At 35.1% G+C, this 21,317-nt stretch carries 17 protein-coding genes; 9 read left to right on the top strand and 8 right to left on the bottom strand.

Going from position 1 to position 21,317, the window contains the following annotated elements:
* Positions 1-330 precede the first annotated feature (330 nt).
* From F596_RS0104560 to F596_RS12290, 3 genes are all read left to right on the top strand, one after another.
* The gene (locus F596_RS0104560) at positions 331-2,229 is read left to right on the top strand and encodes a 2-oxoacid:acceptor oxidoreductase subunit alpha (RefSeq protein WP_008447191.1); all 1,899 of its coding nucleotides are present in this window, start codon (positions 331-333) and stop codon (positions 2,227-2,229) included.
* A gap of 12 nt (positions 2,230-2,241) precedes the next feature.
* Positions 2,242-3,249 carry a 2-oxoacid:ferredoxin oxidoreductase subunit beta gene (locus tag F596_RS0104565; protein ID WP_019036023.1) on the top strand — a complete coding sequence of 336 codons (1,008 nt, stop codon included), beginning with the start codon at positions 2,242-2,244 and terminating at the stop codon, positions 3,247-3,249.
* Between the two features lie 252 nt (positions 3,250-3,501).
* Positions 3,502-4,458, top strand: a complete 957-nt coding sequence (locus F596_RS12290) for an IS256 family transposase, variant Zn-binding type (protein ID WP_019036024.1) — start codon at positions 3,502-3,504, stop codon at positions 4,456-4,458.
* Positions 4,459-4,988: 530 nt separating this feature from the next.
* Here the strand turns inward: F596_RS12290 and yfcE are convergent.
* The 4 genes from yfcE to F596_RS0104590 all read right to left on the bottom strand — a co-directional run bounded on the left by yfcE (position 4,989) and on the right by F596_RS0104590 (position 8,521).
* Positions 4,989-5,528, bottom strand: coding sequence for a phosphodiesterase (gene yfcE, locus F596_RS0104575; RefSeq protein ID WP_019036025.1), 540 nt, complete (start codon positions 5,526-5,528; stop codon positions 4,989-4,991).
* Positions 5,529-5,617: 89 nt separating this feature from the next.
* Positions 5,618-6,748, bottom strand: coding sequence for a DNA-processing protein DprA (gene dprA / locus F596_RS0104580; protein WP_019036026.1), 1,131 nt, complete (start codon positions 6,746-6,748; stop codon positions 5,618-5,620).
* A 30-nt stretch (positions 6,749-6,778) separates the two neighbouring features.
* Entirely contained in the window at positions 6,779-7,189 is a 411-nt protein-coding gene (locus tag F596_RS0104585) for an acyl-CoA thioesterase (RefSeq protein WP_008447222.1), read from the bottom strand.
* 33 nt (positions 7,190-7,222) lie between these two features.
* Positions 7,223-8,521 carry a DUF2851 family protein gene (locus F596_RS0104590; RefSeq protein ID WP_019036027.1) on the bottom strand — a complete coding sequence of 433 codons (1,299 nt, stop codon included), beginning with the start codon at positions 8,519-8,521 and terminating at the stop codon, positions 7,223-7,225.
* Between the two features lie 347 nt (positions 8,522-8,868).
* Between F596_RS0104590 and dapB the strand changes: the two genes are divergently transcribed.
* The 3 genes from dapB (at position 8,869) to F596_RS0104605 (ending at position 11,878) form a co-directional block, all read left to right on the top strand.
* Positions 8,869-9,624, top strand: coding sequence for a 4-hydroxy-tetrahydrodipicolinate reductase (gene dapB / locus F596_RS0104595; protein ID WP_019036028.1), 756 nt, complete (start codon positions 8,869-8,871; stop codon positions 9,622-9,624).
* A gap of 73 nt (positions 9,625-9,697) precedes the next feature.
* On the top strand, positions 9,698-11,230 hold the full coding sequence (lepB, locus tag F596_RS0104600; RefSeq protein ID WP_019036029.1) for a signal peptidase I: 1,533 nt from the start codon (positions 9,698-9,700) through the stop codon (positions 11,228-11,230).
* 33 nt (positions 11,231-11,263) lie between these two features.
* A complete protein-coding gene (locus F596_RS0104605) occupies positions 11,264-11,878 on the top strand; it encodes a WbqC family protein (RefSeq protein WP_019036030.1) in 615 nt (204 codons plus the stop codon).
* A 105-nt stretch (positions 11,879-11,983) separates the two neighbouring features.
* Here F596_RS0104605 and cysS read toward each other — a convergent pair whose 3' ends face one another.
* Genes cysS through F596_RS0104625 form a run of 4 tightly spaced genes read right to left on the bottom strand, consistent with a single transcriptional unit; the run spans position 11,984 to position 15,757 of the window.
* Positions 11,984-13,471, bottom strand: a complete 1,488-nt coding sequence (cysS, locus tag F596_RS0104610) for a cysteine--tRNA ligase (protein ID WP_019036031.1) — start codon at positions 13,469-13,471, stop codon at positions 11,984-11,986.
* Positions 13,472-13,511: 40 nt separating this feature from the next.
* The gene (locus F596_RS0104615) at positions 13,512-14,057 is read right to left on the bottom strand and encodes an RNA methyltransferase (protein ID WP_008447395.1); all 546 of its coding nucleotides are present in this window, start codon (positions 14,055-14,057) and stop codon (positions 13,512-13,514) included.
* Between the two features lie 10 nt (positions 14,058-14,067).
* On the bottom strand, positions 14,068-14,487 hold the full coding sequence (locus tag F596_RS0104620; RefSeq protein WP_008447315.1) for a SufE family protein: 420 nt from the start codon (positions 14,485-14,487) through the stop codon (positions 14,068-14,070).
* A gap of 13 nt (positions 14,488-14,500) precedes the next feature.
* Positions 14,501-15,757, bottom strand: a complete 1,257-nt coding sequence (locus F596_RS0104625; protein ID WP_019036032.1) for a peptidase U32 family protein — start codon at positions 15,755-15,757, stop codon at positions 14,501-14,503.
* Positions 15,758-15,952: 195 nt separating this feature from the next.
* On the opposite strand from F596_RS0104625, the gene miaB reads away from it, so the two are divergent.
* The 3 genes from miaB (at position 15,953) to F596_RS0104640 (ending at position 21,220) form a co-directional block, all read left to right on the top strand.
* Complete coding sequence (gene miaB / locus F596_RS0104630) at positions 15,953-17,281, top strand: tRNA (N6-isopentenyl adenosine(37)-C2)-methylthiotransferase MiaB (protein WP_019036033.1); 1,329 nt, start codon at positions 15,953-15,955, stop codon at positions 17,279-17,281.
* A 75-nt stretch (positions 17,282-17,356) separates the two neighbouring features.
* Entirely contained in the window at positions 17,357-19,231 is a 1,875-nt protein-coding gene (locus tag F596_RS0104635) for an ABC transporter ATP-binding protein (protein ID WP_019036034.1), read from the top strand.
* A gap of 9 nt (positions 19,232-19,240) precedes the next feature.
* Positions 19,241-21,220, top strand: a complete 1,980-nt coding sequence (locus F596_RS0104640; protein ID WP_019036035.1) for an LTA synthase family protein — start codon at positions 19,241-19,243, stop codon at positions 21,218-21,220.
* The last annotated feature ends 97 nt before the right edge of the window (positions 21,221-21,317 follow it).

Raw genomic sequence — 21,317 nt, forward strand, 5'->3', positions numbered from 1 at the left:
AGAGAGCTGTTTGGATGTACGTTTAAGCATAAATATCTGCAAGAATTATAATGTAAAGGTACAAAAACTTGCAGATATTTGCAAATAATTTATAGCATAATATACTATGAATCAGATGAATATTAGGCTTTTAAGGGTGGACTATATATATAACATTAAAGCATATTACCTACCTGTATATTTAGACCATATCTAATCAGTAAAAACCCAAAAAGGTTATAAATAAAATTTCTATTTTTGCTTTTCTTTACCAAAGATTTGGCAGAATAAGAAATAATTTGCAATTTTGTCTACAATAATAACATAAACTTATCTATAACTACACTAATTATGGACTCACAAATCGAAGTAAAAGACTTAGATCACGTTGTAGTACATTTCTCGGGCGATTCTGGTGATGGTATGCAACTGGCAGGTAACATTTTCTCAACAGTATCCGCTACAGTAGGTAACGGCATTTCTACTTTTCCTGACTATCCTGCCGACATTCGTGCCCCACAAGGATCCTTAACGGGTGTTAGTGGTTTCCAAGTACATATAGGTGCTGGTAAGGTGTATACCCCTGGCGATAAGTGCGATGTATTAGTTGCCATGAATGCTGCTGCGCTAAAAATGCAATATCATCACTGTAAGCCACAAAGTATTATAATCATTGACACTGATGGGTTTAACTCACGTGATCTAAAAAAAGCCGAATTTTCTTCAGAAGATTATCTACAAGAAATGGGTATTGACCCTGATTTTGTTATAGCCTGTCCTATTGCTGCTATGGTAAAAGACTGTCTTTCTACATCAGGTATGGACAACAAATCTGTATTAAAATGTCGCAACATGTTTGCTTTAGGATTAGTATGTTGGCTTTTTAATAGAGATATAGAGCTGGTAAACAACTATCTAAACAAAAAATTTGCAAAGAAGCCGCATTTGGCAGAGGCTAATATAAAGGTAGTACAAGCTGGTTACGACTATGGAGCAAACACTCATTCGTCAGTGCCTAATACTTACCGTGTGGAAACTACCGATAAAACTCCTGGCAGATATATGGATATTACAGGAAACAAAGCTACAGCTTATGGCTTAATAGCAGCTGCAGAGAAAGCTGGTTTACGCCTTTTCTTAGGCTCATACCCTATTACTCCTGCTACTGACATTCTTCACGAATTAGCTAAACACAAATCGCTTGGAGTTACTACAGTGCAGTGCGAGGACGAGATAGCAGGCTGTGCCAGTGCTATAGGTGCAGCATTTGCAGGGGCTTTAGCAGCCACTTCTACTTCAGGTCCTGGTATATGTCTAAAGAGTGAAGCAATGAACTTAGCTGTAATTGATGAGCTTCCACTGGTCATTATAGACGTTCAGCGTGGTGGTCCATCTACAGGAATGCCTACAAAAAGTGAGCAAACCGACCTATTGCAAGTGCTCTATGGCAGAAACGGAGAAAGCCCAATGCCTGTAATTGCAGCTACAAGTCCGACCGACTGTTTCGATGCTGCTTTCCATGCATGTAAAATAGCTTTGGAACATATGACTCCAGTGGTGCTTCTTACTGATGCTTTTATAGCCAATGGCTCTTCAGCATGGAAATTACCTAATATAGATGATTTGCCAGATATCAACCCTCACTTTGCTACAGAAGATATGAAGTATAAATATACACCCTACAAACGCGATAAAGAAAATCTTGCACGTTATTGGGCAATACCTGGTAAAGAGGGTTATACTCATATATTAGGTGGTTTAGAGAAAGATGGCGAGACAGGAGCGATATCCACCGACCCAGAAAATCACGATAAAATGGATCATCTACGATGGGAAAAGGTAGCACGTATAAAAGTTCCTGACCTTGAGGTATTAGGCGATAAAAACGACGCCGAGCTTCTAATTGTTGGTTTTGGTAGCACATATGGACATCTCTATGCTACTATGAACGAGCTAAGAAAAAAAGGATATAAAGTAGCTTTAGCACAATTTAAATATATCAACCCACTACCTAAGAACACACCTGAGGTTCTTGCTAAATATAATAAGGTAGTAGTAGCTGAACAAAATTTAGGTCAGCTTGCAGCTTTATTAAGAATAAGAATTAACAATTTTGCTCCTTACCAATATAATAAAGTAAAGGGACAACCTTTCGTGGTAAGTGAACTTGTCAAACAATTTGAAAATTTAATCAAAGAGCCTTTACCAAAAGAAAATAAGGGAACGTTCTACGACAAAATCTTACAATAAAAACTCAACATTATGAATACATATACAGCACAAGATTATAAAAAGGGACTTCCAAGATGGTGCCCCGGTTGTGGGGATCATTTCTTCTTATCGAGCTTACAAAAAGCCATGGCTGAAATAGGAATACCGCCTTACGAAACAGCAGTAATATCAGGTATAGGCTGTTCTAGTCGTCTACCTTATTATGTTAACACTTATGCCATGCAAACTATTCATGGTCGTGCAGCAGCAATAGCAACAGGTGCTAAAGTTACTAATCCCAAACTTACTATTTGGCAAATATCTGGCGATGGCGATGCTCTTGCCATAGGTGGCAATCATTTCATTCATGCTATGCGTCGCAATATCGACCTAAACATGATACTACTAAATAATCGTATCTATGGACTTACCAAAGGTCAGTATTCCCCTACCAGTCCTCGCGGATTTATATCTAAGTCTACCCCTTTTGGTACAACAGAAGATCCTTTCCGTCCTGCAGAACTTTGCTTTGGCGCACGTGGCAATTTCTTTGCACGTAGTGTTGCTACGGACAATGCTGAAACGATAAGCATACTTCAAGCAGCTCAAAAACATAAAGGTGCTGCAGTATGTGAAATATTACAGAACTGTGTTATTTTTAATAATGGTTGCCACGATATTGTATACACATCAAAGAGCAGATCGGAAAACGCTATTTACGTAAAACATGGCGAACCATTAGTGTTTGGTAAAGACAAAGAGTATGGCTTAGTGCAACAAGGATTTGGATTAAAAGTTGTAAAGATAGGCGAAGACGGATATACTCTGAATGATATTTTGGTACACGACGCCCACTGTCAAGATAACACATTGCAGCTAAAATTAGCTTTAATGAGTAACGAAAATGGTTTCCCAATAGCTTTAGGCGTGATCCGTGATGTTGAAGCACCTAATTACGATACTGCCGTTAATGAACAAATAGAGGAAATTAAAGCTAAAAAACCATATCATAACTTTATGGAGATGCTCGAAACAAATGATATTTGGGAGGTAAAATAACAAATTATCTTTGCATATCATACATATTAAATACAAATAATCAACAAAATTTTGACCTATAGCTCATTTTGCAGGCTGAAAAGTGTCATGCCATTCGATATTTACACATGTTTCGCCCATTCAAGATACCTTCAGCACTAAATTGACGATTCAAATTGCTCAATAGCTCATTTTGCAGGCTGAGACATAGGTGTCTTTCCGATGTATACTAACTTTATGGGCATTTAAGTTGCCTAAAAATTCAAAGTTAGTATGTTCAAAATGAGATGTCGTGCGTGTGGTAGTACGCACACGAAAAAGAATGGTGTTCACAAAGGTGTACAACTATATAAATGTCAGGATTGCGGCTATCAGTTTCGCTCCGGTTTCCAAGTGAGCGATGATGAATTGTGGACTGCTTATCAACAACAGAAGCAGACGATCAATGAACTATCGGTACGCTTCAGAATAAGCCTCTCTACGGTCAAGCGTAGGTTGCATGACATCAAGTGTGAGTGGGTGCAACCTCCACTAAACGGAAGCGGTTTTGTCCATCTGGACGTAACGTATTGGGGTCGAAACTTCGGTGTGCTGCTCGCATTGGATACGGAGAGCGGAAAACCTCTCTATCTGTCCTTTGTAAAGAGCGAGACAGTGAAGGACTATGAAGACGCAGTCGTCAGTATTGAGACGCGTGGATATGTCATACGCGGTCTAATTATTGATGGGAAAAAGAGCCTCTTCAAGTCTTTCTCTGAGTACCATGTACAAATGTGCCAGTTCCACATGAAGCAGATTGTCAGAAGGTATCTTACGCAGAATCCGAGAATGCTGGCCAGCCGGGATTTAAAGGCTCTCGTGGACAGGCTGCATCAAATCCACGAGGCTGATTTCAGGAGCAAATATCAAGCATGGAAGGAAAAGTGGAAGGGTACGATAGAACACCGCAGTCTGCACAAGGACGGCAGGCTGCATTATACGCACCGACGGTTGAGGTCAGCCATGAACAGCCTTGACTTCTACTTGCCTTATCTTTTTACCTGTCAGCGGGAAGAATGCTGGGGAATGCCCAATACTAACAACAAGATTGAGGGGACATTCACTGACCTGAAGAAAAACTTGAACAATCATAGCGGACTTACACAAGAGAATCGCAAAAGGTTCATCAATGGGTTTTTCTTGGCATTGATAGAAACTCAAAGTATGAAAAAGCAGGAACCACACCCATAGTGGATCCTGCTTATACTTGTCGTTTTATACAATCCTATTCCTCATGGAGTTGCTCCCCAGCAGAGCTCCATTATGCTTCAGACTGCATGGCAAAGGTATATAAACTCTTTGAATATTCTGAATAAAGCCAGCCTGCAATTTGAGCTATTGAACACCTAATACAAAAAACAGCCTGCAAAATGAGCTATACGCCAAAATTTTAGTGCAATAAAAACATTAAGCAAACAAATTAACAGCTTCAAATGTTTCACTCAAAAACGAAGTACATAAAAACTAAAATCTCTTGTTATAAATATTGAAATATAAAACAAAAGCTATAGATGTTTATATAGCATTGTGTTTATAATCAATAAGGGCTAAACTGTTGAAAACAGGTTTAACCCTTATGGTGCTTTTTTATTAGTTAGCATAATATAAATGAAAATGAGCCAATATTGTTTTGATAAACAAACCTAAAATGAAATGTAACTAAAAAAGATATACATAATATAAATAGCGATAAATAAAACGCTTATCGTTACTATTTTTTCTTATATTTTTTTTTGTTTTAATATTTTCCCATTTAGATTAAAGATAGTAAACAAGCCGTTTTCATAAGTCATAAAAGTAGGCTCATTACCACCTTTTGGAAATGTTATAGAGCCTGTATTAGCTATCAATATGTTTTTTTGCTTAGATAATTCCCAAAGATGAGTGTGGCCATATATAATAGCATCTATTCCTGCTTGTGGCATATGTTCTTTATTATATATATGCCCATGTGTAAGAAAAAGTTTTTTACCATTATCTACTATCAGTGTATAATCTGAAAGGACAGGGAAATGTAGTAACATTTGATCTACCTCAGCCTCACAATTACCACGCACTGCAATAATATCTTTTGCTCTTTTATTTAGCACAGCTACTATTCCCGGAGCATTAATACCCTCAGGAATAGTGTTGCGTGGACCATAATTAAGAATATCACCTAATATGCATAGCATATCACAATGATTCTTATCATAGAAACTAAGTACCTTCTCAAGAGTAGGAAGACACCCATGTATATCTGAAACGAGTAAGTATTTCATAAAATACAAATATTTTATAGTGAGTTGTGTGTTGTAAAATATAAATCTATATCATGTTTTATTAAATAAAATATATTATAAAAACAATATTACATCATATATAAATGATATATTCCACCTGCTAACATCTTAACAATACCTTTCATCTCTAAGCTAAAAAGTAATCCTGTGAGTTTTGAGAAAGGTATTCCTGATTGTATAGAAAGCATATTTATCTGAAGGTCGTTATGCTTTGTTAACGTCGTTATTATACGTTCTTCTTCTTCTGTAACATCGGGAAACAGTGTACGTTCTATACCCTTTTTTCGTGCTATATCAATTTTTGAAGTATCTTCCCATCCCATAGCTTGAACAAAATCGTAAGCACTGGTAATTAGATTTGCACAATTTTTTCTAATAAGGTTATTACATCCTTCACTATATTCAGACCCTACATTACCCGGAAAAGCAAATATTTCTCTATTATAGCTATGCGCTATACCACAAGTTATAAGACCTCCACCTTTTGATGCTGATTCTACGAGTATCGTAGCATCACAACATCCTGCTACAATTCTGTTTCTTTGTACAAAGTTGCGTGGTTTTGGTTGCGTCATAGACATATACTCGGTAAGTAACCCGCCTGTGTTTATCATTTCTATAGCTGTATCCTTGTGAGTAGAAGGATATAACATATCAAGCCCATGAGCCAAAACTCCTATTGTTTCAATACTATTTTCTATTGCAGCACGATGTGCGTAAATGTCTACTCCATATGCTAAACCACTATAAATAACTATCTGTGGACATAAGCTTTTTAGCTCTTTTACAAAAGAGCGAATAAGATCCTTACCATAATTAGTACAATGGCGTGTTCCAATGATGTTTATACATCGTAATGGGTTAAGACTTGCTTTACCCTTATAAAATAACAATAGTGGCGCATCGGGACACTCTTTTAACCGCTGCGGATAGTCAGCATCATTAAAAGTAAATACCCTTATCCCTTTTTTTTCTATAAATTCTAACTCTTTCTCTACTCTTTCTCTAAACAAGTCGATATTCTTCAATGCTTCTATAAGAAAATTAGAAGCATCAGGGATTATATCTTTAATATTATCCTTATGATCTATTATTTGTGAAGCATTCTCTGCTCGTTTATAAAGGTTTAATAACTCTGCTTGGCGAAAGAGTGCCAAGCGAGATAGAAGCATAGTATTTATCGTTTCGGTAGATAACATTTTTTATATAATACTATCGACTTTACACCTTTATTTAAGTACTCCCGAAAAAGCCTTATCATAATCTTCACTCCAACCTAATTTTCCATTTATCAAGGTAACAAGGTCGACATCAGCATGAAAACACAACTTTTCATCATTAGCACGATAAAGATCGTGATTAAAAACCCACCTTAATCCTTTTTTTGTTAACCCCATTCGAGAGATAAACTCATCATCACAACGAAGTGGCACTTTATATGTTAGTGCCATACGGGCTACTACTGCATCAACCCCTTTATCATGTAAATCGGAAAAACTAACACCCAGCGACTTTAGAAAGCGATGTCTGGTATGCTCTGTGTAATGCAGATAATTAGCATTATTTACTATACCTTGTATATCACATTCATAGTCGCGAACCTCCATTCTGGTTTCAAAAATATAATTATTTTCTTTCATCGTTATAATTGTTAATGATATTTCATATATATACTATATTCTCTTTAAATATTGATAACCTATTCTGCATCGCAAACAATCCTTACTATCACAATATTTTTTCTTAAGATGTATAAGAGCTTGTGAGTCTCCTGCTGTTTCTATTTTTAAGCCTACATCACGCCACATACGAACAATATTGTTGTTTTCAGCGTTAAGCTGATCTAACAAAGAGAAGGCTTTTTCTATTAATAGGCTATTATCTTTATAATGTCCGTAAGCAAAGAGTATTGGCACTATTGTGTTTATAATTATCACATCAATAGAATTACTTGATAAATGCTTCTTCTTCTCAGTGCTTTCTGCCCCAAAAGTGTAGTGTGTTTGCCAATATTTACTAACTTCTGTTTGTAAAATTTTTCTCAATTCTTTTATAGTTTCACACGAAATAATATTTGACAAACCTGCTTTTTTACAGAAATATAAATATGATAGCTGTGCTATCTTTATATGAGGAAAGTTTTGAGGGCGCAATCGAAGGAATTTCCATAAGGAATAAGATATTGGCTTTGCTCCAAACTTATGCGACAAAAAAGAAAATTCACTACTCAGTTGCTTATAATAATCTTGTTTTATAGCTTCTTCTCTATAACGCTCTGGTATAGAAAGAGGATCGAGCAAACCAGCCATTCCTAAGAAGAACGATTCTATTTGTAGAAGATTATCACGATGATGTCCTACTGTTTTTTGTAGAGAGAATTGTTTAGCCCACTGTTCAAAAACCTCACCATTAATACCAAAACCATAGTTTCTTGCTAAAGTTACAAAATAAGCATCTTCCCACGAACCATCCATTTGCTTTACTCTCAAGACAATATCTTCTGCCTTTTGCTCTAAACGTTCTGTTTGTAAAACACTCATCCAAGAATGAAGAGTTATTGTAGAAAGCGAAAGAATAATCTTATAACATGGTGGATAGGTATCGTTTTTTATTAACTCTTCATAGTTTTGTCTTACCTCTTTTGGTATTTCTAATTTTATTTGTGGTGGATTATTACCCGAAAGAGTTTGCACCTCAGTGTCTATAGTACTTGCAACATGTAGTATTACATTGTTATAGTTTACATCAAGATGATGTTTATGCAAATACCAGTCAGTAGATTTTTCATGTATCTCTACATTTCCTACCCATAATGTATTATCTATTTTTATCTTTGCATTAAAGAAATCGGGTCCTGCGTCAGTGTTTAGCAAGCCCGTGTCAATTACTTCCACTATCTCGTTGTTAGTAGTTCGTAATCCTATAAGTGGGAAAAGCTTATGCTTCCATACATAATGGAGTAACTGTTCCATTTAGATTTTAATAATTTAAAGAGGTTGACAAAAATACAAATAAAATCTAATAAAACAACTCCTTTCATTATATTATTTCTTATCATTGAAAAAAATATAATTAGCTATAAGTTATTACAAGTAAAAAAACTTCAGCTTACTAAAGTCTTCTTATAGGTTTTCATAAAAACAATATCATTCCATTAATAATATACCTTTTTATCTATGTATAACAATTTATACAGAAAACTACTTTTTTGTACACCTCTTGTATAATGTTTAATCTTAGCAGGCACTTAAAATAAGTTATTTTTTTTGTGATATGTATCAAACTACTTACCTTTGTATATTATTAAATAAAAGGAAATATGAAGATAGCACTTATAGGTTACGGCAAAATGGGGCATATGATAGAACAAATTGCTCTTAATCGTGGACATGAAATAGTAAGCATCATTGATGTAAATAATATAGAAGATTTTGACTCTCCTGCTTTTGCTTCAGCTGATGTAGCAATAGAATTTACTAATCCTAAAGCTGCTTATGATAATTACCTTCGCGCTTTTGCACATAATATAAAAGTGGTAAGTGGTTCTACAGGGTGGATGAATGACCATAAAAACGATGTGGAACGTCTTTGTAAAGAAGAAGGAAAAACTCTTTTTTGGGCAAGCAATTTTTCTATAGGGGTAGCTATTTTCTCTGCTGTAAATCGCTATTTGGCTAAAATTATGAATAATTTTCCACAATATGATGTCGAAATGGAAGAGGTTCATCACATTCATAAGCTTGATGCACCATCAGGAACAGCAATTACTTTAGCCGAGGAGATAATAGATCGTATAGATCGTAAAAACAAATGGGTAAAAGGTGTACAACACTTAGCCGATGGTACTGTTATAGAAAGTGGTAACATAAAAGACAATGAGCTTCCCATTGCCTCTATACGTACAGATGAAGTTCCTGGTATTCATACTATCACCTACGATTCTAAAGCCGATCAAATAACCATCACTCATGATGCTCATAACAGACAAGGTTTTGCTTTAGGGGCAGTACTTGCAGCAGAATATACTAAAAATCACGAGGGATTACTTACAACAAGCGATTTGTTTAAGTTTTAAACATCATGTTATAGTAACATTACTTCTTAAGAGATAAGCACATATCTTTTTTATAACAAAACAAAAAAGACAAATGATAGATAAAGAAAAAGCAAAGCTCAACCCACGAAAACAGTGGATAAAGTTTATTATTGTAACTATTCTCTATTTACTTTTCCTATACTGGGTAGGCTCATGGTGGGGATTGATAGTGTTACCTTTTATATATGACATTTATATTTCTAAAAAGATAAGATGGCAATGGTGGAAAGAAGCAGAAGGTCCTGTTCGGTTTATAATGAGCTGGATAGATGCTCTTGTATTTGCTCTTGTTGCAGTATATTTTATTAATCTGTTCTTCTTTCAGAATTATGTTATCCCCTCTTCATCATTAGAAAAATCTCTTCTTACAGGTGATTATCTCTTTGTTTCAAAGGTTAGCTACGGTCCTCGCATACCAGAAACACCGCTTACAATGCCTCTCACACAGCATACTCTACCTATCTTTAACTGTAATAGCTACATAGAATGGCCTCATTGGGAATATAGACGCGTAAAAGGATTTGGCAAAGTAAAGATAAACGATATTGTAGTCTTTAATTACCCTGCAGGCGACACCATCATGAGTAATCCTAATTACTCTGCGCAAGATTATTACCAAACAGCCTACACCTTAGGAGAGAGCCTTATGGCACAACAAAATCCAAATATCAATCTCGCACATATGTCCCTTTTGCAGCAACGTGCTTTTTTTACAAAAGCATATGAAAAGGGTAGAAGCTATATTGTTAACAACCCTGCTATATACGGAGTACTTGAAACACGTCCTACAGATCGCCGCGAGAACTATGTGAAACGCTGTGTTGGACTACCTGGGCAAATATTACAGATAAAGAACAGAATAGTATATATTAATGGTAAAGCTAACAAAGAACCCGAATATGTACAATATACTTATTTCATAAAATGGAAAGGTATCACTACCACAGAACTGGCAGATGAAAATAATGCCGACTTTAGAAAGGCAAATGGCATAAGCAATGAAGATATTTCAAGTTTGGCACGTTTACATGGATATGATCTTGAAAGTGGATTAGTATTAAATAGTAATGTGTTACGCCAGTTTGATGGATATATGCCACTCACAAAACATGCTATTGCTGCGCTTAAGAAAAAAGGTTGGTTAGCAGCTATTCGTCCTGTAACAGATAAAGATATATATAATGGCCCAAACTATCCTCTTAACGCTTATACTAACTGGAGTAGAGATAACTTTGGGCCTATTTGGATACCTCAAAAAGGTAAAAGTATTAAGCTAACCTTAGCTAATCTACCTGTTTATGAGCGTTGTATTAAGGTGTATGAAAACAACAATTTAAAGGTTAAAGGCAATAAGATATTTATTAATGGTAAGCAAACAAACAGCTATACCTTTAAAATGGATTATTATTGGATGATGGGAGACAATAGGCATAATTCTGCCGATAGCCGTTATTGGGGGTTTGTACCTGAAGATCATATAGTAGGAAAGCCTATTTTTATCTGGTGGAGTAGTGATCCTGACTATAAAGGTCTTGGCTCTATTCGTTGGAATCGCTTGTTTACTTGGGTTGATAATATTAAATAATTATCAGTATGATATATATTATACTATAATTATATGGATAAGGTCTTACTCAGTACCACTTATTTTGGACCAATACAATGGTATCAAAAAATTTATCGATATAAAATTGTTGCTATAGAGCAATATGAATATTTTTTGAAGCAAACATATCGTAATAGATGTGTGATACCTACCACTAATGGTGAGCAATCTCTAACCATTCCTGTGGAAAAGTTTGAACATACAAAATGTTTAATACGCGATGTACGCATAAGCGATCATGGCAATTGGCAACGTATCCATTGGAATGCACTAAAATCAGCTTATGGTGAAAGCCCCTTCTTTGAATATTACGAAGATGATATATATCCTTTTTTTAAAAAGAAATGGAGCTTTCTTTTTGATTTCAATATAGAAATAACATATAAGGTATGTGAGTTGTTAGACATTTCGCCTAATATCACCTTCACTGACGAATATGTTTCCAATCCATATAACGATACAACAGATTTGCGTGAGGCTATTCGCCCTAAACATCCACTTATAGATTATGATTTCACACCGCAGCCTTATTATCAAGTATATAAGCAAAAGTATGGTTTTAAGCCTAACATGAGCATTATAGACTTATTATTTAATGAAGGTAATGAGGCTATTTTTTATTTATAACCATACCAAATAACCATATAGAAACAAGACTTGTTTGATATGTAAATATTAAACAAGTCTTGCTATTATATATAACAATAAGTATTCTTTCTTTTGTTATTTGCTTTATTTATCTAATTTCCATGATACTCCATCTTTTGTATCTTTTACCTGAAAACCTGCCTCTGAGAGAGCGTTACGTATCTGATCGCTTACTGCCCAATTCTTTTCTGCTTTAGCTTTTGCTCGAAGCTCTAATACCATATCTACCACTTTACCAAAAGCTTCTTCACGCGCTTCATTATTTACACTACGCTCATTGCGCAAACCAAGTATATCAAAAGCAAAAATATTCATTACTTCTGTTAGCTCTTTACTATCGCTTAATGATATCTGTGCTTTATGGTCTATCAAAAGATTTATAACATGACAAGCCTCAAACAATAAAGAAATAACGGCTGGTGTCATCAGATCATCATTCATCGCATCATAACACTTCTTGCGTAAACTATTTACAAACATCTTTGTATTAGCGTCCGATTCGGTAGATGTTTGTATTTTTTTAAGGTCTTCGATACCATTCATGAGCTTTTCATAACCTTTTTGTGCAGCCTTTAAAGCATCGTTAGAAAAATCGACAGTACTTCTATAATGTGCAGAAATTATAAAGAAACGAATAGTCATAGGTGAGTAAGCTTGATCTAAACTCTTATGTTTACCTGAGAAGAACTCATTAAGAGTAATAAAGTTTCCCAACGACTTACCCATCTTCTGCCCATTAATGGTTATCATGTTATTATGCATCCAATATTTCACCATATCATCTCCTTGAGAAGCCACTGCTTGTGCTATCTCGCACTCATGATGTGGGAAAACAAGATCTATGCCTCCGCCATGTATATCAAAATGATTCCCTAAATATTTACGCCCCATAGCAGTACATTCACAATGCCAACCAGGAAATCCTTCGCTCCATTGTGATGGCCAACGCATAATATGTTCTGGCATTGCACGTTTCCATAATGCAAAGTCCACCTGATTTCTTTTCTCACTGACACCTGCTAACTCACGTGAATTATTAATCATATCATTAAGATTACGCCCTGACAAAACACCATATTTATGCTTTTCATTAAACTTTGCTACGTCAAAATATACACTTCCATTACTTTGATAAGCATAACCATTATTTATAATCTCTTCTACTAATTGTTCTTGCTCTATGATATGACCCGTAGCGTGAGGCTCTATACTGGGAGGTAACACATTGAGTTCTTGCATAGCATCATGATAACTATTAGTATAATGCTGTGCAATCTCCATAGGTTCCAGCTGTTCGAGGCGTGCTTTTTTAGCTATTTTGTCGTCTCCTTCATCAGCGTCATGCTCTAAATGCCCCACATCGGTAATATTTCTAACATATCTCACCTTGTATCCTATGTGCTGAAGGTAGCGAAACAGTATATCAAAAGTAATTGCTGGACGTGCATGCCCTAAATGTGGATCACCATATACTGTAGGTCCGCATACATACATACCCACATGAGGTGCTGCTATAGGTTGAAATAACTCTTTCTTACGATGAAGTGTATTATAAATAACTAAATCTTGCATAGTGCTGTTCTATTTTATCTTTTATTGCAAATTTACATAATTACTTCATAAAATCCAAATAAGCTTTTGCAAACTCCCATATTACTATACCTGCAGTAGTACTTACGTTAAGTGAATGTTTTGTACCAAACTGTGGTATTTCTATACTATTATCGCTAAGATCTACTACTGTTTGCTTTACACCTTTAACCTCATTGCCCATTATTATAGCATATAAAGAGTGAGGGGTAAGTATTTTGGAAAGATCTTGTAGCTTAACAGAACCTTCTACTTGCTCTACACAGTATACATAATAGCCCTGGTCATGTAATGCGACAATAGCATCTTCGGTACGAGTAAAGTATTTCCATTCTACAGAATCTTCTCCTCCAAGTGCTGTCTTATGAATTTCAGCATTTGGAGGTGTTGCTGTAATACCACAAAGATATACAGCCTTTATACGAAAAGCATCACCTGATCTGAATATACTTCCTACATTATATAAGGAGCGAACATCATCAAGCACTACTACAAGGGGTAATTTCTTAGCTTCTTTAAATTCTGCAAGCGATAACCGCTGCATCTCTATGGTGCGTAGTTTGCGCATTTTTTCTTTATTATTGCTTTGTGCTAAAGGCTATGGAATATGCCTTAATTTGTTTAACCATAGATAAAAGTCCATTACTACGTGTCGGACTTAAATGTTGTCTAAGTCCTATCCTCTCTATAAAATATAAGTCGGCTTCCATGATTTCTTTAGGAGTATGCCCACTTAGCACACGTATTAACAGAGCTATAATGCCTTTAGTTATAAGTGCGTCAGAATCGGCTGTAAAGAAAAGCTTACCATCTTCATAATCGCATTGTAACCAAACACGACTCTGACAGCCATCAATAAGATTTTGCTCACTTTTATATTTTTCGTTCAGAGGCGACAGATCGTTACCAAGATCTATAAGCATTTGGTATCTATCCATCCAATCATCAAACTCTTCAAATTCTTCTATCACTGCATCTTGAGCTTCATTTATAGTCATATTCTTTTAGTTTTTAATCGTTGATATCCACTTTATCTATTCTAAACAATTTATCATTGGGACGTACTTTGTTGGGAACAGGTATTGAAACACGTGTGCCTTGCTCGGCTTTCTCTACAGGCTGAAGATCAAAACGTATCTCTTCTGCATTTAAATACATAGCCCCCGTAGTAGGTCCCGTTATTAAAAGTTTGTCGCCTTTTGTAAAAGTGTTACTCTGAACAGACACTTCGGCAACACCTATTTTTGAAAAAAACTTTATCACCTTACCCACCTGAACCTTCTTTTCTGTAGCTTTATTACCATAATTCTTAGTCCATTCTCCTAACTTTTGTCCTTGATAATAACCGTCCCAAAAGCCACGATTAAAGACTCGCGACAAACGTTCATCGAGCTCCTTTTTCTTTTCTTCGGTATATGTACCATTAAGCGTAGCCTCAATAGCTTCCTTATAACAACTTACTACAGTATAAACATATTCAGGCCCTCTTGCGCGTCCTTCTATTTTAAACACTCTTACCCCAGAGTCCATCATACGATCAATAAAACGAACAGTCTTTAAATCTTTCGGGCTCATTATGTACTTATTATCAATTTCCAATTTATTACCCGTTTCATTATCTGTAACAGTGTATGACCGACGACATATTTGCGTACATTCACCACGATTAGCAGAACGATTGTTATCATGTAAGCTCATATAACATTTGCCTGAAACAGCCATACAAAAAGCTCCATGACAAAACATCTCTATTCGTATAGGCTCACCTTTAGGACCTGTTATATTCTGTTCTAATATCTTTCGATGTATCTCTTTTACTTGATCCATATTCAATTCTCGTGCCAATACTGCTACGTCAGCAAACTGTGCGTAAAATTTTAATGCATCAATATTAGAAATATTAAGCTGAGTTGATAGATGTACTTCCATTCCTACCTGCCTACAATACATCATTACAGCTACATCACTGGCTATTACTGCAGTAATATTAGCATCTTTTGCTGCATCAATAATTTCGTGCATAGTGTTAATATCTTCGCCATAAATAACTGTGTTTACTGTAAGGTAAGTTTTTATATTCTTTTCACTACAAGTAGAAGCTATTTCTTTTAAATCGGTTGTGTTAAAATGATTAGCTGAGTGAGAACGCATATTTAGCTTCCCTATACCAAAATAAATAGAATTTGCCCCTGCTTTAATAGCAGCAGCGAGCGACTCCCTCGAGCCTACAGGAGCCATTATTTCATATTCGCCAATGTTATCTACCATTATCCTATTGTTGTTATCTAATTCTCTGCAAAGGTACAGAAAATGACCTTACATTAACAATATTAACACCTAAAATACTACAATTCTAATAAAGTTTACACTTAATTAATAGCAATATCAGATAAAAACCCTATATTTGTCTATTTGCAAAGTATTTACTATCTTTGCAAGCTAAATATTAAGTAAAGGGAACTAATGAAAAAACTCTATATAGAAACTTATGGCTGCCAAATGAATGTGGCAGATTCTGAGGTTGTAGCATCTGTAATGAAAATGGCAGGATATGACGTTTGTGAAAAAGAAGATGATGCAGATGCTATATTTATTAATACGTGTTCAATACGTGAGAATGCAGAGAACAAAATATATAACCGTCTTGAGTCTTTACACGCTGAGAAACGCAAGGGTAGGGATCTTATCTTAGGAGTATTAGGATGTATGGCAGAGCGTGTGAGAGATGACCTAATAGATAATCATCATGCTAATCTTGTTTGTGGTCCGGACTCTTATCTCAACCTTCCTGATATGATAGCACAATGTGAAAATGGCAATAATGCATGCGATATAGAGCTTTCTACAACAGAAACTTACCGTAACATTATACCACAACGTATAGGAGGTAATAAGGTTTCAGGCTTTGTCAGTATTATGCGTGGTTGTAATAATTTCTGCCATTATTGTATAGTTCCCTTTACGCGAGGCAGAGAACGTTCACGCGATGTAGAAAGTATCCTTCAAGAAGTAAACGATTTGAAAGAGCGTGGTTTTAAGGAGGTAACCTTGCTTGGGCAAAATGTTAATTCGTATGGTCTGCTTCCTAATGGCAAGCGTCCAAAGAATGGCACTTCATTTGCAGAACTATTACAAAAGGTAGCACAAAGTGTTCCAAATATGCGGGTAAGATTTACGACCTCTAACCCTGAAGATATGACAGAGGATATTCTTCATGTTGTAGCTCAAGAGGATAACCTTTGCAACCATATCCACTTTCCTGCACAAAGCGGTAGTAATACTGTTTTAAAAGATATGAATCGCAAATATACACGTGAAGAGTATTTAGAAAAAGTAGCTGCCATACGGTCTATTATACCTAACTGTGGGCTAACCACTGATATCTTTGTGGGATATCATAATGAGTCTATTGAGGATCACCATCAAACTCTCGATTTAGTGCGTGAAGTGGGATTCGACTCTGCTTTTATGTTTAAATACTCAGAGCGTCCCGGAACATATGCAGCTAAACATCTACCTGACAATGTTTCTGAGCAAGAAAAGATACGTAGACTAAACGAGCTTATCCATTTGCAAACGCAAATTTCTGCAGAACAAAACAAGAAAGACGAGGGTAAGGAGTTTGATATTTTAATAGAACGATTTGGAAAACGTAGTCATGATCAGTTAATGGGACGCAACCCACAAAACAAAGCTGTAGTTATCCCTAAAGGTAAACACCATATTGGCGACACTGTTCATGTACGCATTATAAGCTCTACGAGTGCTACATTAATAGGAGAAGAGGTTTAAAATAAGTTAGAATAGAACTAAAAGATATTTATTTATTTACTGTTCTATTCTAAATATTATATATTTGTGGAGGTTATGAATGAATTTATAAAAGTATTACGCCGTTTTGTACCACCTTACAAGAAGTATCTTGTAATGTCTATCATATTCAACATACTATCAGCGTTATTGAATGTATTTTCTTTTGCAACATTAATACCTATTCTTCAGATTTTGTTTAAGGTGGATTCTGGTACGAGCACTACACACGCCATACCTTGGAACAGCATCAATTCATTAGATTCACTTGAAAAAGTTGTTTCAAATAACTTCGATTACTATACGCAGATTTATATTACCAGTTGGGGACCTACCACTACTTTATTAATCATAGGGCTTACGCTTGCTGCTATGACTTTTCTTAAAACAACATCCTACTTTCTATCCTCAGCTTACATTATTCCTATAAGAACAGGCGTTGTCAGAGATATTCGTAATCAGCTTTATAAGAAAATAACATCTCTATCATTAGGATTTTTTAGCGAAGAGCGCAAAGGGGATATTATTGCACGCATGAGTGGTGATGTACAAGAGATAGAAAATTCTATTATGTCATCACTGGATATGCTATTTAAAAATCCTATTTTAATCATTATTTATTTCACTACACTTGTTACTATTTCATGGCAGCTTACATTGTTCACCATAATCTTTGTTCCTATTTTTGGCTGGTTTATGGGTTTTATAGGGCGTAAGCTAAAACAAAATAGTATCATGGCACAAGCTCTTTGGAGCGATACCATGAGTAGAGTAGAAGAAACTTTGGGCGGGCTTCGCATAATAAAAGCTTTTTGTGCTGAAGACAAAATGAACGAACGTTTCAATAAAGTAAACTCACAATATCGTGATGATATTACAAAGGTTAATATAAGACAACAGATGGCACACCCTATGAGTGAGTTTTTAGGTACGGTTATGATTATTGTTGTATTATGGTTTGGTGGTATGTTAGTGCTTGGACAATATCCTGTAATCAGTGGTCCTACCTTTATCTATTACCTTGTAATACTTTATAGTATAATAAATCCACTAAAAGAGTTTTCCAAAGCAAGCTATAATATCCCTAAAGGGCTTGCTTCTATGGAACGTGTTGATAAGATACTAAAAGCAGAAATAAACATTAAAAGTCCTGAAAAGCCACTTCCTATTAATAGCTTTGAACATCAGATAGAGTTTAAGAATGTCAGTTTTGCTTATAGTGATAAATATGATGCCGAAGGTAAACCTATATTACATTGGGTGCTAAAAAATATCAACCTTACTATTCCAAAAGGTAAAACCATTGCATTAGTAGGGCAGAGTGGTAGCGGAAAGTCTACTTTACTTGATTTAATTCCTCGTTATTATGATGTACAAGAAGGCGAGATTCTTATTGATGGTATAAATATTAAAGATCTTAGTGTACATAATTTACGCCAATTTATAGGTAATGTGAATCAGGAAGCTATACTTTTTAATGATTCTTTTCGTAATAATATAGCCTTTGGAGTAGATGAAGTAAGTGAAGAACGGATAATAGATGCAGCAAAGATAGCTAATGCACATGAGTTTATTTTAGCAAGTGAGAAAGGATATGATACAAATATAGGAGACCGTGGAGGACGCCTTTCTGGTGGTCAAAGGCAAAGAGTAAGTATTGCCCGGGCTATTTTAAAAAATCCTCCTATACTTATTCTCGATGAAGCAACTTCTGCTTTAGACACAGAAAGCGAACGTCTGGTGCAAGATGCACTATTTCGCTTAATGAAAACTCGTACTACTATTGCTGTAGCTCATCGCCTATCTACAATAAAAAATGCAGATGAAATATGCGTCCTACATGAGGGACAAATTGTAGAACGAGGCACACATGACGAACTAATGAGCATAGATGGTTTCTATAAAAAGTTACATGATATGCAAGAAATATAATAAAAAGATATGCTTAAATTACTAAAAACAAATTCACAAAGATATATCTTTGTGAATTTAATAAGCGTGATACTTAACCTTATTATTGCCTTTGCTGTATATTTTATAGCAAGAATAGAATTTTTATTAGAAAATTATAGCTATTTTTCAGAGGGTATTTCCACATCTAACTTAGTATCAATATTTTTTGGAGGATATATCTTCGATCGTTCTGCGATAGCATATACCAATATTTTTTACATTGTTTTGATGCTCTTCCCTCTATGGATAAAAGAATGTAAAGCATACCATTTGATATGCAAATGGATATTTATTATTATCAACTCCTTTTGCTTTATTCTAAACCTTTGCGACTCTGTATACTTCCCTTACACTCTGCGTCGCACCACTATTAGTGTGTTCCATGAGTTTAGTAACGAAAATAATCTTGCTGATGTTTTCATAGGAGAGATGCTTGTTCACTGGTATTTAATCTTGCTTACCATTATAGTTGTTTTCCTTTTATGGTGCCTTTATGTTACTCCCCATATATCGGCAAATCTTTATTCATCTATAAAAGCTAAGATAAAGTTTGGTATAATACAGCTTTTATGTTTAGCTTGTATTACACCGTTTATAATAAGCTGGTGTCGTGGAGGTTTTGCTTCAAGTATTCGGCCTATAACAATAAACAATGCCAATGAATATGTTAAACGTCCTACCGACTGTGCCTTAGTACTTAACACTCCATTTTCTTTAATCAGAACAATTGGCAAAGATGTCTTTAAAGTACCTAATTATTTTGCTAATATAAAAGAGGCTGAGAAAATTTTCAGTCCTATTCATTATCCAAAGCCAACACATCCGTTTAAAAAGAAAAATGTTGTTATACTTATCGTTGAAAGCTTTGGACGTGAATATATAGGTGCTTTTAATAAAGATTTAGAAGGAGGTAAGTATGGATACACACCTAACGTAGATAAATTAATTAAGAAAAGTATGGTTTTTAAATACTCTTTTTGCAATGGAAGAAAGAGTATTGATGGTATGCCTTCCATACTTTGTGGCATTCCAATGTTTAAAGAACCCTTTGTATTAACCCCTGCATCTATGAACGATTATACCAGTATGGCTGGTCTGTTAGCAGCTAAAGGATACAGTACATCTTTCTTTCATGGTGCCATTCGTGGGTCTATGGGATTTCTTGCATTTTCTAAAAAAATAGGCTTTCAGCAGTATTATGGAAGACAAGACTATGACGCAGACCCACGTTTTGGCGGAGATGCCGATTTTGATGGACATTGGGGTATCTGGGACGAACCATTTTTACAATACTGGGCTGCTAAGATAGGAGAAATGAAACAGCCTTTTATGACCACTTGTTTCACTGTATCAAGTCATACCCCTTATGTTATTCCTGATAAATATAAGAATATATATAAAGAGGAAGGATTAGTGATTCATAAATGTATACGCTATACAGATATGGCTATAGGCAAGTTTTTTGCTGTAGCACAAAAACAACCTTGGTTTAAAAATACCATCTTTGTAATAACATCAGATCATACTAATCTGAGTGATCATAAACAATATCAAACAGATATAGGTGGTTTCTCTTCACCTATTATTATATATGATCCCAGCAAAGAAATAAAACCATGTATGAAAAATGGTATCGCCCAACAAATAGATATTCTTCCTACTGTGTTGAGTGCCTTAGGTTATGATAAGCCTTACTTATCCTTTGGTTGCGACTTGCTTACTACACCTATGAAAGAGACCTATGCCGTAAATTATCTAAACGGAATTTATCAATATTGTAAATATGGATATACACTTCAGTTTGATGGAAAACAAACAATAGGAATATACCGTTTAGACGATAAATTAATGCAGTATAATCTAAAAGGTAAAGTAAAAGAACAAGCTCAAATGGAAAAAGAGTTAAAAGCAATTATACAACAATATATGTATAGAATGGTCCATGACAAACTGAAAGCTGGTAAATAATAAATATAGATAATATATATATAACCAAGACGTTTATGTTAAAAATTCTAATAAAGCAAACAATTTTTTGTTTGCTTTTTGCTGTAAAGTAATGTAA

The sequence above is a fragment of the Prevotella amnii DSM 23384 = JCM 14753 genome, assembly GCF_000378745.1.
GTDB lineage: Bacteria > Bacteroidota > Bacteroidia > Bacteroidales > Bacteroidaceae > Prevotella > Prevotella amnii.

Bases quoted from the DNA above. Each gene is read 5' to 3' on its own strand.
- F596_RS0104560 (WP_008447191.1), top strand. From the start codon at position 331: ATGGACTCACAAATCGAAGTAAAAGACTTAGATCACGTTGTAGTACAT.
- F596_RS0104565 (WP_019036023.1), top strand. From the start codon at position 2,242: ATGAATACATATACAGCACAAGATTATAAAAAGGGACTTCCAAGATGG.
- F596_RS12290 (WP_019036024.1), top strand. From the start codon at position 3,502: ATGTTCAAAATGAGATGTCGTGCGTGTGGTAGTACGCACACGAAAAAG.
- yfcE (WP_019036025.1), bottom strand. From the start codon at position 5,528: ATGAAATACTTACTCGTTTCAGATATACATGGGTGTCTTCCTACTCTT.
- dprA (WP_019036026.1), bottom strand. From the start codon at position 6,748: ATGTTATCTACCGAAACGATAAATACTATGCTTCTATCTCGCTTGGCA.
- F596_RS0104585 (WP_008447222.1), bottom strand. From the start codon at position 7,189: ATGAAAGAAAATAATTATATTTTTGAAACCAGAATGGAGGTTCGCGAC.
- F596_RS0104590 (WP_019036027.1), bottom strand. From the start codon at position 8,521: ATGGAACAGTTACTCCATTATGTATGGAAGCATAAGCTTTTCCCACTT.
- dapB (WP_019036028.1), top strand. From the start codon at position 8,869: ATGAAGATAGCACTTATAGGTTACGGCAAAATGGGGCATATGATAGAA.
- lepB (WP_019036029.1), top strand. From the start codon at position 9,698: ATGATAGATAAAGAAAAAGCAAAGCTCAACCCACGAAAACAGTGGATA.
- F596_RS0104605 (WP_019036030.1), top strand. From the start codon at position 11,264: ATGGATAAGGTCTTACTCAGTACCACTTATTTTGGACCAATACAATGG.
- cysS (WP_019036031.1), bottom strand. From the start codon at position 13,471: ATGCAAGATTTAGTTATTTATAATACACTTCATCGTAAGAAAGAGTTA.
- F596_RS0104615 (WP_008447395.1), bottom strand. From the start codon at position 14,057: ATGCGCAAACTACGCACCATAGAGATGCAGCGGTTATCGCTTGCAGAA.
- F596_RS0104620 (WP_008447315.1), bottom strand. From the start codon at position 14,487: ATGACTATAAATGAAGCTCAAGATGCAGTGATAGAAGAATTTGAAGAG.
- F596_RS0104625 (WP_019036032.1), bottom strand. From the start codon at position 15,757: ATGGTAGATAACATTGGCGAATATGAAATAATGGCTCCTGTAGGCTCG.
- miaB (WP_019036033.1), top strand. From the start codon at position 15,953: ATGAAAAAACTCTATATAGAAACTTATGGCTGCCAAATGAATGTGGCA.
- F596_RS0104635 (WP_019036034.1), top strand. From the start codon at position 17,357: ATGAATGAATTTATAAAAGTATTACGCCGTTTTGTACCACCTTACAAG.
- F596_RS0104640 (WP_019036035.1), top strand. From the start codon at position 19,241: ATGCTTAAATTACTAAAAACAAATTCACAAAGATATATCTTTGTGAAT.